At 65.7% G+C, this 14124-nt stretch carries 12 protein-coding genes; 4 read left to right on the top strand and 8 right to left on the bottom strand.

The features are described 5' to 3' along the window. Nucleotides 1–55: 55 nt before the first annotated feature. Nucleotides 56–1339 carry a phosphoribosylamine--glycine ligase gene (gene purD / locus AC5P9W_RS02160; RefSeq protein WP_021203249.1) on the top strand — a complete coding sequence of 428 codons (1284 nt, stop codon included), beginning with the start codon at nt 56–58 and terminating at the stop codon, nt 1337–1339. A 149-nt stretch (nt 1340–1488) separates the two neighbouring features. On the opposite strand, the gene AC5P9W_RS02165 is transcribed toward purD, so the two are convergent. The 8 genes from AC5P9W_RS02165 to rhlB form a co-directional block, all read right to left on the bottom strand. After that, nucleotides 1489–1971 (bottom strand): DUF2247 family protein, encoded by a 483-nt coding sequence (locus tag AC5P9W_RS02165; RefSeq protein ID WP_021203248.1) that lies wholly within the window; start codon nt 1969–1971, stop codon nt 1489–1491. Nucleotides 1972–1977: 6 nt separating this feature from the next. Next, nucleotides 1978–3024 (bottom strand): RHS repeat-associated core domain-containing protein, encoded by a 1047-nt coding sequence (locus tag AC5P9W_RS02170; protein ID WP_241745059.1) that lies wholly within the window; start codon nt 3022–3024, stop codon nt 1978–1980. 275 nt (nt 3025–3299) lie between these two features. Continuing rightward, complete coding sequence (gene rpoH / locus AC5P9W_RS02175) at nt 3300–4175, bottom strand: RNA polymerase sigma factor RpoH (protein ID WP_099559904.1); 876 nt, start codon at nt 4173–4175, stop codon at nt 3300–3302. Between the two features lie 278 nt (nt 4176–4453). Beyond that, nucleotides 4454–5167 carry a uracil-DNA glycosylase gene (gene ung / locus AC5P9W_RS02180; protein WP_099559903.1) on the bottom strand — a complete coding sequence of 238 codons (714 nt, stop codon included), beginning with the start codon at nt 5165–5167 and terminating at the stop codon, nt 4454–4456. Then, nucleotides 5164–6006: a response regulator gene (locus AC5P9W_RS02185; RefSeq protein WP_019660837.1), complete on the bottom strand. Its 843-nt coding sequence runs from the start codon at nt 6004–6006 to the stop codon at nt 5164–5166. The genes ung and AC5P9W_RS02185 overlap by 4 nt, the downstream gene beginning before the upstream one ends. 7 nt (nt 6007–6013) lie before the next feature. Then, nucleotides 6014–6961, bottom strand: a complete 948-nt coding sequence (ftsX, locus tag AC5P9W_RS02190; RefSeq protein ID WP_019660838.1) for a permease-like cell division protein FtsX — start codon at nt 6959–6961, stop codon at nt 6014–6016. Nucleotides 6962–6963: 2 nt separating this feature from the next. Then, nucleotides 6964–7650 carry a cell division ATP-binding protein FtsE gene (gene ftsE / locus AC5P9W_RS02195; RefSeq protein WP_005411273.1) on the bottom strand — a complete coding sequence of 229 codons (687 nt, stop codon included), beginning with the start codon at nt 7648–7650 and terminating at the stop codon, nt 6964–6966. Nucleotides 7651–7794: 144 nt separating this feature from the next. Further along, nucleotides 7795–9519: an ATP-dependent RNA helicase RhlB gene (gene rhlB / locus AC5P9W_RS02200; protein ID WP_019660839.1), complete on the bottom strand. Its 1725-nt coding sequence runs from the start codon at nt 9517–9519 to the stop codon at nt 7795–7797. Between the two features lie 509 nt (nt 9520–10028). Here rhlB and trxA point away from each other — a divergent pair. From trxA to AC5P9W_RS02215, 3 genes are all read left to right on the top strand, one after another. Then, on the top strand, nt 10029–10358 hold the full coding sequence (trxA, locus tag AC5P9W_RS02205; protein ID WP_005411275.1) for a thioredoxin: 330 nt from the start codon (nt 10029–10031) through the stop codon (nt 10356–10358). Between the two features lie 228 nt (nt 10359–10586). Further along, entirely contained in the window at nt 10587–12338 is a 1752-nt protein-coding gene (gene rho, locus AC5P9W_RS02210; protein ID WP_019660840.1) for a transcription termination factor Rho, read from the top strand. Between the two features lie 207 nt (nt 12339–12545). Beyond that, on the top strand, nt 12546–14120 hold the full coding sequence (locus AC5P9W_RS02215; RefSeq protein ID WP_111098612.1) for a sensor domain-containing diguanylate cyclase: 1575 nt from the start codon (nt 12546–12548) through the stop codon (nt 14118–14120). The last annotated feature ends 4 nt before the right edge of the window (nt 14121–14124 follow it).

The following is a 14124-nucleotide window of genomic DNA, read 5'->3' on the forward strand; positions in this document are numbered from 1 at the left end:
TCACCAAGCCGGGCCCTGCCCGGCTTTTCTTTTCCGCACCCGAGAACCCTGTCCCATGAAGATCCTCGTCATCGGCTCTGGCGGCCGCGAACACGCCCTGGCATGGAAGCTGGCCCAGTCCTCCCGTGTCACCGAAGTGATCGTGGCGCCCGGCAACGCCGGTACCGCCAGCGAAGACAAGTGCCGCAACGTGGCGGTGAAGGTGACCGATATCGACAGCCTGCTGGCGCTGGCCCAGGCCGAAGGCGTGGCGTTGACCGTGGTCGGCCCGGAAGTACCGCTGGTGGCCGGCGTGGTCGACCGCTTCCGCGCCGCCGGCCTGCGCATCTTCGGGCCGACCGCCGCCGCCGCGCAGCTGGAAGGCAGCAAGGCCTACGCCAAGGACTTCCTGGCCCGCCACAACATCCCCACCGCGTTCTATGCCGTGCACACCGACGTGGACGCTGCCCTGGCCTACATCCGCGAGAAGGGTGCGCCGATCGTGGTCAAGGCCGATGGCCTCGCCGCCGGCAAGGGCGTGATCGTCGCAATGACGTTGGCCGAGGCCGAAGACGCGGTGCGTGACATGCTCTCCGGCAACGCGTTCGGCGATGCCGGCGCCCGCGTGGTGATCGAGGAATTCCTCGATGGCGAGGAAGCCAGCTTCATTTCGATGGTGGACGGCGTGCATGCGCTGCCGATGGCCACCTCGCAGGACCACAAGCGCGTCGGCGACGGCGACACCGGCCCCAACACGGGTGGCATGGGCGCGTACTCGCCGGCGCCTGTAGTGACGCCGGAGGTGCATGCACGCGTGATGCGCGAAGTGGTGAACCCGACCGTGCAGGGCATGATCGCCGACGGCATCCCGTTCACCGGTTTCCTCTACGCCGGCCTGATGATCGATGCCAGCGGCGCGCCGAAGGTAATTGAATTCAACGTGCGCTTCGGCGATCCGGAAACCCAGCCGGTGATGCTGCGCCTGCAGTCGGACCTGGTCGAGCTGGTGGAAGCGGCGATTGATGGCCGCCTGGACCAGGTAGAAGCGCAGTGGGATGCGCGCCCGTCACTGGGCGTGGTGCTGGCCGCGAAGCCCTACCCGGAATCGCCGATCACCGGTGATGTGATTTCCGGCCTCGGCGACGTGCCGGCCAGCGCCAAGGTGTTCCATGCCGGTACGGCATTGGATGCGCAGGGCCAGGTGGTCAGTGCCGGCGGCCGCGTGCTGTGCGTGGCCGCACTGGGCGACAGCGTGCGTGATGCGCAGACGAAGGCCTATGCCGGCGTGGCCAAGGTGAGCTGGGCCAACGAGTTCCACCGCAACGACATCGGCTGGCGCGCGATCGCGCGTGAGGGGTAAGGCCTGATAGATCCACCACGCAGCCTCCTGCATGGAACCAGATCACGGATTCTGGGAGTCTTCACCGTCCTCGGCATGGAAGCCGGGACGGTGCGCTTCGGGAAGAGGCGACGCACGTCAAGCGAAGGAAATTACGCTGATTGAATCCGCTATTTCGCCGAGTCAAGATAACGTTTCCAGTTCTCGAAGAGCCGCGCAACGTTCTGCTCATGTGAGTGAGCGGACGGATCATACCCATCAGAAGCTGGCATGTACCTGACAAAGCTCTCCAGAGACTCCGGGTAATCAAAATCAGCGTAGATCCTCTCAACCTCTCCGAGCGGATCAGCAATCTCATCGCGCTTGGCGTAGGCGTCCGCGAGAAATGCAACAAGCCATCTTCTGAGAATCTCATCCTCGTTTGAGTTCTTATCGAATGCCGCCAACTGCGCAGCTACGCTATTACGCTCATCGGGAAGAACCCCTTCAAGCCTTTCAATCAAGGCGTTCAGATTGAACTTCCCTTCCAGTTCCTTCTGCTCCGACGCGCAGTGCTTCACAACCTCAAAGTCAATCAGATGGCGCCCCAGTGCCCATGCCACCTCGGTCTGATTCCAGGGTCCATAGGGTTGAATAGAGTCATACGTTCTCATGGACACTCACTTCTTGTTTGGTATTCCGTTCATGCTGCCACCTTCCACAAATCTTTGATGGGTCAAGTCGCCAGCCTTGTCGACTATGTATTCAAATCGACCGGCCTTTCCATTGAGTTCACCTGGCAGCTGCGTCAGAGTGCGGACCACGCCGTCACCCCCTGTCAACGGAGTATGAACACCCGCTTCTGCAGCCGTCTCTCGCATAAAGGTCGCCGAATTGTGCCCAGCGTCGGCTTTGAGTGCACTTCCCACAGGTCGGGAATTCAGAAGTGCCCGACCTTCAACACTCAGAGCATTGGATGCCGCCACACCTGCTCCACCGGCACCTGTAACTCCTGCGATATCAGCAGCGATACTGGTAGCTGCTGATATGACACTTGGATTGGCCATCGCAACCATGCCAGCTTCGATCAGCACTGGGGCAGCCATTGCCGCTGTAACAGCGATTGCGGCCGGTCTCATCGGCTCGTATACGGCGCCATTTCCGGCAGCAATATCCCTCCGATGCTGCTCAACGAATCGCTCTGCGGCCTGCCTTCCATCCGCATCGACGAACCTGTAGGGATTCCCGTTCGCGTACCGATACCTATTGAACTGCTCAACTGGCTTTTGGTGAGCGGTGACTGGGTCCACTGACAAAAACACACCCAATTGTGGATCCATGTAGCGCTGTTGCATGTAGCTCAGCCCTGTGGCCGAGTCACTCACATGTCCGGCGTACCCAGGTCCATCCGTGACCTGACCGCCTACCACGGCCCCGTAGGGCTCGTAGTCATATCGTTTGATGACGTTGCCGTTGGCATCGCTTTCGGCCACAACCGAGCCGAGGGCATCAGTGTGAATGTATGTGATCGTTGTCTGGGCGATTGCGGATGGTGACAGGCCAAGGCCCATCAGCAGCAAGCAGCACAGCCAGGCGCCTATGACACCAAGCTTGCGAGTTCGACCTTCAAATGCCCCGAAGCGGGTGGACACACCGCCTGCAGTTTTCCCGAACCTGCGCATCATTCCAATCCATGAAAGAGCCTTGAAGCAAGGCTTGGCATTCATAGCACAGGAAGGCAGTCATCGGAGTCCAACTCCAGGACTGAGGCCAAAGGGACCATTCTGAATTGGACCAGGCCCTTGGCTATGAACCTCGCGAGGGCTTGAACGGCCACCGGAAGCGCATGACTGCCAGCCATGGGCTGGTACTACTGAAGCAGCCGATCAGCGGCCTGCATTACCAACTGCCATGCCGGCCGAACAAAAAAAGCCCCGACCAACGCCGGGGCATTTCATCAGAACGGGTTCCGGAAATAGGAACCGAACCTAAGATCCATGCCTTACGCGGTGAACAGCGCCTTCATCTTCTTCAGGGCATTCGCCTCGACCTGGCGGATGCGTTCGGCCGACACGCCGTACTCGTCTGCCAGTTCCTGCAGCGTCACCTTGCTGTCGGCATCCAGCCAACGGCGGCGGATGATGTCACGCGAACGCGCATCCAATTCGGCCAGGCCTTCGCGCAGCAGCTGCATCTGGTTGTCTTCGTTGTCCTCGCGCTCGTAGGCCATCGACGGGTCTTCATCATCGGCAACCAGGAACGCAGCCGGCGACGGCGGTGCGTGTTCGTTGTCCTCGTCGGACGGCGCATCGAAACCGATATCGCGGCCGGACAGGCGCGACTCCATTTCCATGACCTCGCGCTCGGACACGTTCAGATCCTTGGCCACCGCGCTGACTTCCGCCGCGTTCATCCAGCCCAGGCGCGTCTTCGACTTGCGCAGGTTGAAGAACAGCTTGCGCTGCGCCTTGGTGGTGGCGACCTTCACGATGCGCCAGTTCTTCAGGATGAACTCGTGCATTTCGGCACGGATCCAGTGCACGGCGAAGGAGACCAGGCGCACGCCCATGTCCGGGTCGAAGCGCTTGACCGCCTTCATCAGGCCGATGTTGCCTTCCTGGATCAGGTCGCCCAGGGCGAGGCCGTAGCCGTTGTAGCCGCGGGCCACGTGCACCACGAAGCGCAGGTGCGAATGCACCAGCTCGCGGGCGGCGTCCAGATCGTTGCCGTCGCGGAAGCGACGGGCCAGGTCCTGTTCGTCATCGACCGACAGCACCGGAATCTGGTGCACGGCACCGATGTAGGCGTCCAGCGAACCGAGCGCACTGGGAATCGGGAGATTGTTTGCCACAAGGGCAGTAGAGGTGTTCTGGCTCATAGGCACCCATCTTAGCAGTCCGGGATTTGGACTGCTAAAGGAGGAAAAAGTTCCAGCATCCTATTGATGCAACACTGGTCCCAAACAGAACCCTACCGTAGCGCGATTTGATGACAGTGGCGAGCACGCTTTTCGGGATTCACAATCCCTTGGAATTCAAGCAATTACCCACTGAAAACCTGCCGATTCCGGTCAAGCGGAGCTGAACGCGCCGTTCCGGAGGCCCATTCAGGACGGGGAACGTTGCCCGGCGTTCAGGCCCGGCCACTCGCCGGCGCTCAGAGCGCCGAGCGCGGCGGCAGCGACCAGTCGATCGGGGCCTGGCCGCGGCGCTGCAGGTACTCGTTGGCCATGGAGAAATGGCGGCAGCCGAGGAAGCCACGATGGGCCGACAGCGGCGACGGATGCGGGGCCTTCAGCACGCGATGGCGGCGGGTGTCGATGACCTTGCCCTTCTGCTGCGCGTAGGCGCCCCAGAGCATGAACACCAGGCCTTCGCGCTCGCGGTTGAGCACGTCCACCACATGATCGGTGAAGCCTTCCCAACCACGGCCCTGGTGCGCGCCGGCCTTGCCCTCCTCCACCGTCAGCACGGCATTGAGCAGCAGCACGCCCCGTTGCGCCCACGGGATCAGGCAGCCGTGGTCCGGGCGCGGGATACCGAGATCGCTCTCGATCTCCTTGTAGATGTTCAGCAGCGACGGCGGCACCGGCACGCCGGGCGGTACCGAGAAACTCAGGCCGTGGGCCTGGCCGCGCCCGTGGTACGGGTCCTGGCCGAGGATCACCACCTTCACCTGCTCGAACGGCGTGGCGTCAAACGCTGCGAAGATCTGCGGCCCGGGCGGGAACACCGCCGCACCGCTGGCCTTGCGCTGGCGCAGGAAGGCCGACAGCTCGCGCATCTGCGGCTGCAACAGGTACTCACCGACGTGCTGCTTCCAGCTCGGTTCCAGCTGGATCGTCGGGGTGTCGGTTACTTCATCGATCATCGCAACAAAGGTCCATCATTCAATCGAGCCAGGCGCAGCTGGAACAGCACCTTGGTGACCAGCAGCCGCTCTTCGATCGGCTTGAGCACCAGGTCGTTGGCACCGGACTGCAGCAGCCCGGTCTGGTTGTGGGGGTTGCCGTCGCCGGTCATCACCAGCACGGGCAGGCGGCGCTTGCCGTAGCCGAAGTCCACGCGCACGCGCTGCACCACGTCGCGGCCGCTCAGCTCGCCCTTCAGGGTGACGTCGGTCAGCACCAGGTCGATGCGGTGGCGGCTGCGGCCCAGCGACTCGGCGGTGAGCAGGGTGAAGGCCTCTTCGGCGCTGACCACGTGCAGCACGTTCAACTGCTGCCGCTCGAGCATGCGCTTGGTGGCCTCGGCCACTACGCGGCTGTCCTCGATATAGAGGATGGTGGCGCCGGGGATGGTCTGCGGCTGCACATAGCCACGGATGAAGGTCGCCAGCGCTTCATGGCCCAGGGATTTGTCGAAATAGTCGGTGACGTACTCGGTGAAGCGGCGCTGCTCCAGGTGCTGCTGGGCATCGCCGGAAACCACGATCACCGGCACATAGGCCTGTCCGGCCGCTTCGCGGACCATGCGCGCCAGCGCCAGGCCGTCGCCATCACGCAAGGTCAGCGAGGTCGTCACCAGGTCCACCGGGCCCTGCGCCAGCGCCTGCTGCGCGTCTTCGATGCTGTCGCAGCCAATCACCTCCACGCCCGGCAGGTCGCGCTGCAGGACGTCGGCGATCAGCTTGCGGACCAGCTTCGAGCCATCGACCACCATCACCCGCGTCGCGGGCCCTTCAAGGTGCTTCAGCGCTTGCGGTTGCATGCCGGTCTCAGGTATCGGTCGGGCGGGTCTGGCGGAGGAAGTGGCCGGTCACCAGCCAGGCACCCAGCCAGCCCAGCAGCAGCGTGCCGAGCAGGACCAGGCCACCATGCAGCAGGTCCAGGCCATGCAGCACGAACGGGCTGCCGTAGCTGCGCGAGAGTTCGGCCAGCGGCACGCGCAGCGCGGCACCGGCGGCGCCGATCAGGGCCAATGCAACCGCGCCTGCGCCCAGGCCATACCACGCACCCAGATACAGGAACGGGCGGCGGATGAAGCCATCGCTGGCGCCGAGCAGCTGCAGCACGCCGATCTCTTCGCGGCGGGCCTGGATGTCCAGGCGTACCGTGTTGCCGACCACCAGCGCGGCCCCCGCGCCGAGCAGTACCGACAGCACCTGCACCAGCCGCGCGCCGAACGCCAGCCAGGCATCCAGGCGCTGGCGCCACAGCGCATCGTGCTGCACCAGGTCGGCCTCGGGCAGGCTTTCCAGCGCGCGCGCCAGGCGTGCGTCATCCTTGCCCTGGCCGGGGGTGATCACCAGCAGCGAGGGCAGCGGATTGTCGTTGAGTGCGTCGATCGCCTCACCGAGGCCGGCATCGCGCAGTTCCTGCAGGCCCTGCTCCGGCGTGCGCACGTTCACTTCGGCCACGTCGTCGCGGTCGCGCAGCTGGCCCGCCAGGCGCAGCGCGCCGGGACCATCGACGTTGCCCTTCAGGAACACGTTGATGTCGCGCGACTGCTGCACGCTGCCGGCGAACTGCTTGAGGTTGTCCAGCGCGATCGACAGCCCCAGCGGCAACGCCAGCGCCAGCGCCATGACCATCACCGTCAGCAGGGTCGCCCACGGCTTGCGGCAGGCACGGCCCAGGCTGAACACCACGCTGTGCACGTGGTGCTGGAACCAGACGCCCACGCGCGAGGGGGCGGCGGCTTCGCTGTTTTCGTTCTTCGCCATGGTTACTCCGCCAGGTCCTGCGGCGAGATGTCATCCACCAGCCGGCCGTGGTCAAGGATCAGCACGCGCTTGCGCATGCGGCGCAGCAGCGGCAGGTCGTGACTGACCACCAGCACGCTGGTGCCGCGCGCGGGCAGTTCGGCGAACAGGGCCATGATCTCCGCCGCCAGGGTCGGGTCGAGGTTGCCGGTCGGCTCATCGGCCACCAGCAGCTTGGGCTCGCCGACGATGGCGCGGGCGATGCCCACGCGCTGCTGCTCGCCGGCCGACAGCTGCGAGGGCAGCGCCTTCTCGCGATGGCCCAGGCCCATCCGCTCCAGCACCGAGCGCACGCGCTTGCTGATGTCGCCACGGCGGGTGCCGCGCAGGATCAGCGGCAGCGCCACGTTCTCGGCGATGGAGCGGTCCATCAGCAGGCGGTGGTCCTGGTAGACCGCCCCCACCGCGCGTCGGTGGCGCGGCACGTCGCCGCCGCGCACCTTCAGCAGGTTGCGCTCGTCGAACACCACCGCGCCGCGGCTGGGCCGCTCGTCGAGGTGGATCAACTTGAGCAGCGTACTTTTACCCGCACCGGAATGGCCGGTGACGAACAGCATCTCGCCCGGCGCGACCTCGAAGCTGACATCGGTCAGCGCCTCGTGGCCACCGGCGTACTGTTTGCTGACATTGTCGAAGCGCAGGACACTCATGCCCCGATTATGCAGGACCGGCGCGACGTCGTGGAGACGGTGGGTGCCACCGGCCCCGCCTGGTGGGTGCCGACCGTTGGTCGGCACACCTTTCAAAGCCACCCGACCAACGATCGGGTGCTACCCGCTGATCGGCAGCGCCGATCAGCTGCCCGACAGCATCCGGCGGATCTTGCGGCCGATGCGGGTCAGGAACGAGTCACCGGTATCGGCGGCGGTACGCACCGGCTTGGCCACCACCTGCACCGGGGTCACCGGGCTGGCGCCGTTGCCGGCGTTGGCCTGTACACCCTCGGTACCTTCGACCGGACGGCCGTGGCGACGACGACGGCGCTTGCGCGGCTTGTGCTCACCGTCCACCGTAGCTGCCGGTGCGCCTTCGGCACGCGGCGGGCGCGGCGGACGCGGGGCCTGGGCGGCGGCGCCTTCGGCACCGGCAACCGCGGCGGCTGCGCCCTGCTCGCCTTCCACGCGCGGCTTGCGCGGGCCACGCGCACGGCGTTCGCCGCTGCGTTCACCGTCGCGACTACCGCGGCCACCACCACTGCCTGAGCGGCCGCCGCTGCGGCCACCGCCCCGACGCTCTTCCTCGGCGGCGCGGGCTTCGCGCGCTTCGCGGAAGATCTGGCCGACGCTTTCGTTGTCCTCGCCTTCCTCGCCTGCCGCCGGCGCCGGGCGTTCCGGGCGCGGCAGCGGGGTCAGCAGTTCCTTGGTGACCGGTTCGGACGGAATCTTCTGCTCGATATAGGCCTCGATGTCCGGCAGGCCCATGGCGTAGCGTTCGCAGGCGAAGCTGATCGCATCACCCTCCTCACCCAGGCGCGCGGTACGGCCGATGCGGTGCACGTAGTCTTCGGCGTCGAACGGCAGATCGTAGTTGTAGACGTACTTGATGCCGTCGATGTGCAGGCCGCGCGCGGCCACGTCGGTGGCCACCAGGATTTCCAGCTGGCCCTTCTGGAAGCGGTTGAGCAGGCTCTCGCGCTTCTTCTGCGGCACATCGCCGGACAGCACGCCGACACGGTAGCCGGCCTTTTCCAGCGAACGCGCCACGCGCTCGACGAACACCTTGGTGTTGACGAAGACCATGGTGCGCGCGCCTTCGCTGCGCGACAGCAGGCCCAGCAGCAGCGGAATCTTTTCGTCGTCGGCCGGGAAGTAGATGCGCTGGCGCACGCGCGCGGCGGTGATGGTCTCGGCTTCGACCACCAGCTTCTGCGGTTCGTTCATGTGCTCGTAGGCCAGCTCCAGCACGCGATGGCTGAGGGTGGCACTGAACAGCAGGGTCTGGCGGGTGGTACGCTCGGGCATGCGGCGGAGCAGGAAGCGGATGTCCTTGATGAAGCCCAGGTCGAACATGCGGTCGGCTTCGTCCAGCACGCAGATCTCGCAGGCGTGCAGCGACACCACCTTGTGCTGCTTGACGTAGTCGATCAGGCGGCCCGGGGTGGCGATGATCACGTCCACGCCCTGCTGCAGCAGCTCGCGCTGCTTGTCGTAATCCACGCCGCCGTAGACCAGGGCGAAGCGCAGGCCCAGGTCGGAACCGAACTTCACCGCATCCTTGTGGATCTGGATGGCCAGCTCGCGGGTCGGGGCGAGGATCAGCGCGCGCGGATCTTCCGGCTTGCGATCGGCCAGCGCCGGACGCGTCAGCAGGCGGTTCACGACAGCGACCAGGAAGGCCAGGGTCTTGCCGGTGCCGGTCTGGGCCTGGCCGGCAACATCACCACCGGGCAGCGCGACCGGCAGGGTCAGCGCCTGGATCGGGGTGCAACGGGTGAATCCGGCTCCTTCAAGGCCGGCCTGCAGGGCCGGATGCAGCTCGAAGGAGGAGAAGGTCAAATCGGTCAGCGGTTTGTCGCTCATGAGTCCGTCTTGGTATGGCCGCCGGCCCGTGGGGCGGCTGGCACTTCAGCGTCTGGGGGCACCGTCGCAAACTGCGGCCCCTGCGGCGGGTTGGCAGGCTGGGACCACCTGGTCCGCGCGCCGCACAATGCCCCAGTTTACCGCACTCGGGCAGGCAAACCGGAGTGCGGCGTCTCATGGCATCCAGAGACGCTACCTTCACCCAGCCACACCGGACTTGAACGGCCTGCCCGGGTTCGCTGGTGTCGCCCACTGCCAGCCCCATGTACAGGAAGACAGTGAAATCCGACACATACCGGCCATCGAAGCGATCACGATACGCTGGGTTCCAACCGGCGCCTGTCCCTGCCCTGCGATAGGGGTACACTGCCGGCCGTGAGCGTCCAGGCATCCCGCCGAACGCACCGCGGCAGTGCGCCGCGAGGCAACGACGAGGGTCGCGCCACCGGGCATGGCCCAGTTCACCCACCTCCGGCATGGCCGGGTGCAATCCAAGACGAGAAACCAAGATGAGCGACAAGGTTGTACATGTCGGCGATGCCGACTTTGATAGCGCAGTGCTGAATTCCAAGGAACCGGTGCTGGTCGATTTCTGGGCCGAGTGGTGTGGCCCGTGCAAGATGATCGCCCCGGCGCTGGACGAACTGGCCGATGCCTATCAGGGCCGCGCCAAGATCGCCAAGGTCAACGTTGACCACAACCGTGCGCTGGCCGCCAAATACCACGTGCGTTCGATTCCGTACCTGGTCGTGTTCAAGGACGGCGAGAAGGTCGGCGAGCAGATCGGTGCGGTGGGCAAGGCCCAGCTGGCCGGCCTGCTGGACAAGGCCCTGGCCTGATCCTGCGGTTCTCCGGCAGCCGCCGAACGCGGCTGCCGGCGGCGCCCCTGCGCCCATGATGAATGCTGTTCCCGGCGACCCTTGCATGGCGCCGCAGGCCGATGATAGTGTCGGCATATCCGGCCGCGTTCGCGTGCCGCACCCTCTGGACGCAGTTTCTTCCAGACCCATTCCCAACGTTCGCCGCCCCAGCCGGGCGCTCGCACCTTCAAGCGAGGAATAACGCTCTTGTCCGATAACACTTCCGAAACCGGCAGCGCCGATGCGCCCGCCGAAAAGCGTGTGCGCAAGCCCCGCGTGAGCAAGGCCGCCGCCCCGGCAGCCGCCGAAACCAGCGCCGCTCCGGCGCAGCCGACGCTGCCGTTGGCCTCCGCGCCCGAAGCTCCCGCGCCGGCGCCTGCCGCAGCACCTGCACCGAGCGCGCCCGCCGCCGAGGCCCCTGCCAGCAGTGGCGGTGGCGAAGGCAGCGAAGGCCGCGAATCCGGCCAGCCGCGCCAGCAGCACAACCATCAGGGGGGCGGCCAGAACCAGGGCCAGAACCCATACAACCAGAATGGCCAGCAGGGCCAGGGGCAGGGCAACCGCCGCGACCGCTTCCGCAACCGGCGCGACCGTGACCGCAACAACCGCTTCCGCGACGAGGGCATGCCCAACGACGGCGGCGAGCAGCAGCCGTTCGTGCCGCGCCCGCACGCCAACGTGCCCGAGGGCTTCCCGGTCTATTCGCTGAGCGACCTCAAGCGCATGCCGGCACAGAAGCTGCTGGAAATCGCCGAGCAGCTGCAGATCTCCGAAGGCGTGGCCCGCGCCCGCAAGCAGGATGTGATCTTCGCCCTGCTGAAGGTGCTGACCCGCCACGGCGATGGCGTTGCCGCCGACGGTGTGCTGGAAATCCTGCCGGATGGCTTTGGCTTCCTGCGCGCGGCTGAAGCCAGCTACCTGGCCGGCCCGGACGACACCTACATCTCGCCCAGCCAGATCCGCCGCTTCAACCTGCGCACCGGCGACCACATCTCCGGCCGCATCCGCTTCCCGAAGGACGGCGAGCGCTACTTCGCGCTGAACATCGTCGACACCATCAACGGCGAGCCGATCGAAGCGTCGAAGAACAAGGTGCTGTTCGAGAACCTGACCGCGCTGTTCCCGCGCCGCCGCTTCACCCTGGAGCGTGGCAACGGTTCGTCGGAAGACATCACCGGCCGCATCCTCGACCTGATGGCGCCGCAGGGCAAGGGCCAGCGCTCGCTCATCGTGTCGCAGCCGAAGGCCGGCAAGACGATGATGATGCAGCAGGTCGCCACCGCCATCACCACCAACCACCCGGACGTGCACCTGATCGTGCTGCTGATCGACGAGCGCCCGGAAGAAGTGACCGAAATGCAGCGCACCGTGCGCGGCGAGGTCATCAGCTCGACCTTCGACGAGCCGGCCGCGCGCCACGTGCAGGTGGCCGAAATGGTCATCGAGCGCGCCAAGCGCCTGGTCGAGCACAAGAAGGACGTGGTGATCCTGCTCGACTCGATCACCCGCCTGGCCCGCGCCTACAACAACGTGGTGCCGAGCTCGGGCAAGGTGCTGACCGGTGGTGTGGACGCCAACGCCCTGCACCGCCCGAAGCGCTTCTTCGGTGCCGCGCGCAACGTGGAAGAAGGCGGCAGCCTGACCATCATCGCCACGGCGCTGGTGGACACCGGTTCGAAGATGGACGAGGTGATCTACGAAGAGTTCAAGGGCACCGGCAACAGCGAAGTGCACCTGAGCCGTCGTATTGCTGAAAAGCGCGTGTTCCCGGCCATCGACATCAACCGTTCCGGCACCCGCCGCGAAGACCTGCTGATCGAGCCGGAACTGCTGCAGAAGATCTGGATCCTGCGCAAGCTGCTGCATCCGATGGATGAAATGGCCGCGATGGAATTCCTGCTGGACAAGATGAAGAACACCAAGTCCAACGACGAGTTCTTCGGTTCGATGAAGCGCTGATCCGGCGTTGCATCGGAAGAAGCCTGCCGCTCGCTGCGGCAGGTTTTTTTTTGCCTGCAGGGCGACCTGTTTCACTTTGCCGCCTCCGACTTTTGGCGATAATTCGCCCTATACCCTGCCCGGCCCCAAGGGCGTGGCCACCGATTCCCGCTGTCGCCCCTTCCGGAGAACCGGTCGGGTCCAGCCTCCTGCCGGATCCGTCGACGCATGCGAACGCTGTCTCCCCGCCTCAACCTGGGCAAGCTGATCCTCGCCCTGGCCCTGCTCAGCGCCATCATCGCCCTGGCCAATACCCTGCTGGCCAGCTACCGGGTGCAGCGCGACCAGCTGGTCGGCAATACCCTGGAAGCCAACCGCGTCTATGCCACCAAGCTGGCCGAGACCACCCAGAACTTCCTGCTGGCCGCGCAGCAGGAGTTGGCGTATGCGGCCACCCGGCTGGGCCAGAGCAATCTCGATCCGGCACAGGCGCAGGACGAAGCCAGCCGCCTGCAGTTGCAGACCAACAGCTTCAATTCCTCGCTGGTGGTCGATGCCGATGGCCTGGTGATCGCCACCTCGCCACAGACCCTGCAGTTGCAGGGCGAGATCCTGCACAGCGTCGGCAACAACGCGGCACTGGCCGCGCGCCAGCCGATGATCAGCGACCCGTACCAGTCGGCCACCGGCAAGCTGCTGGTCTCGCTGTCGCACCCGATCTTCGACCGCCAGGGCCGCTATCGCGGCTACGTCAGCGGCACCCTCTACCTGCGCCAGCGCAGTGCGCTGCACACGCTGCTGGGCAAGCACTACTACCGCGACGGCTCGTACCTGTACGTGGTGGACCGCCATGGCCGCCTGCTGTACCACGCCGATGGCAAGCGGGTCGGCGACTACGTGGTCGGCAACCCGGCGGTGAAGGCAGTGGTGCGCGGTGAACGCGGTGCGCAGCAGGTCCGCAACAACCTGGGCGTGTCGATGCTGGCCGGCTATGCGCCGGTACCGGCCACCGGCTGGGGCATCGTCGCCCAGCGGCCGACCGAGGCCACGCTGCAGCCATTGTCGCGGTTGATGACCGCGGTGATCTGGAACGCGATCCCGCTCGGCCTGCTGTCACTGCTGGTCACCTGGTGGTTCGCCCGCCGCATCTCGCTGCCACTGTGGCAGCTCGCACGCAACGTGCAGGGCGGCGAAGACACCGGCAATGCGATCAGCCACGTCAGCGGCATCCGCGCGTGGTACTTCGAGGTCGCCCAACTCAAGCAGGCAGTGCTGCACAGCTTCAATGCCCTGCAGGACCGTATCGGTACGCTCAACCGTGCCAGCCGTACCGACCCGCTGACCGGCCTGCTCAACCGCCGCGGCCTGCAGCAGGCACTGGACGCGCTGCAGGTGCAGGGCATCCCGTTCGCGATCCTGGCGCTGGACATCGACCGCTTCAAGTCGATCAACGACAGCCATGGCCACGACGTCGGCGACGCCGCCATCGTCCACATCGCCGACCAGATGCGCCGCTATTCGCGCGACAGCGACATCCTCTGCCGCGCCGGCGGCGAGGAATTCCTGCTGCTGCTGCCGGGCATCAGTACCGACTCGGCCCGCCAGGCCGGTGAACGCCTGCGCCAGCACATCGCCGATCACCCATTCGAACCGGTCGGCACCATCACCGTGTCGCTGGGCGTGGCTCACTTCCCCAGCTTCCATGTCGACGCCGAGCAGGCATTGCGGCTGGCCGACAAGGCGCTGTACATGGCCAAGGAACAAGGCCGCAACCGGGTGGTGATTTACCCTTACGCCGACTGACGCG

It is taken from the genome of Stenotrophomonas sp. YJH_SMC_33 (genome assembly GCF_059372295.1).

Bases quoted from the DNA above. Each gene is read 5' to 3' on its own strand.
- purD (WP_021203249.1), top strand. From the start codon at position 56: ATGAAGATCCTCGTCATCGGCTCTGGCGGCCGCGAACACGCCCTGGCA.
- AC5P9W_RS02165 (WP_021203248.1), bottom strand. From the start codon at position 1,971: ATGAGAACGTATGACTCTATTCAACCCTATGGACCCTGGAATCAGACC.
- AC5P9W_RS02170 (WP_241745059.1), bottom strand. From the start codon at position 3,024: ATGAATGCCAAGCCTTGCTTCAAGGCTCTTTCATGGATTGGAATGATG.
- rpoH (WP_099559904.1), bottom strand. From the start codon at position 4,175: ATGAGCCAGAACACCTCTACTGCCCTTGTGGCAAACAATCTCCCGATT.
- ung (WP_099559903.1), bottom strand. From the start codon at position 5,167: ATGATCGATGAAGTAACCGACACCCCGACGATCCAGCTGGAACCGAGC.
- AC5P9W_RS02185 (WP_019660837.1), bottom strand. From the start codon at position 6,006: ATGCAACCGCAAGCGCTGAAGCACCTTGAAGGGCCCGCGACGCGGGTG.
- ftsX (WP_019660838.1), bottom strand. From the start codon at position 6,961: ATGGCGAAGAACGAAAACAGCGAAGCCGCCGCCCCCTCGCGCGTGGGC.
- ftsE (WP_005411273.1), bottom strand. From the start codon at position 7,650: ATGAGTGTCCTGCGCTTCGACAATGTCAGCAAACAGTACGCCGGTGGC.
- rhlB (WP_019660839.1), bottom strand. From the start codon at position 9,519: ATGAGCGACAAACCGCTGACCGATTTGACCTTCTCCTCCTTCGAGCTG.
- trxA (WP_005411275.1), top strand. From the start codon at position 10,029: ATGAGCGACAAGGTTGTACATGTCGGCGATGCCGACTTTGATAGCGCA.
- AC5P9W_RS02215 (WP_111098612.1), top strand. From the start codon at position 12,546: ATGCGAACGCTGTCTCCCCGCCTCAACCTGGGCAAGCTGATCCTCGCC.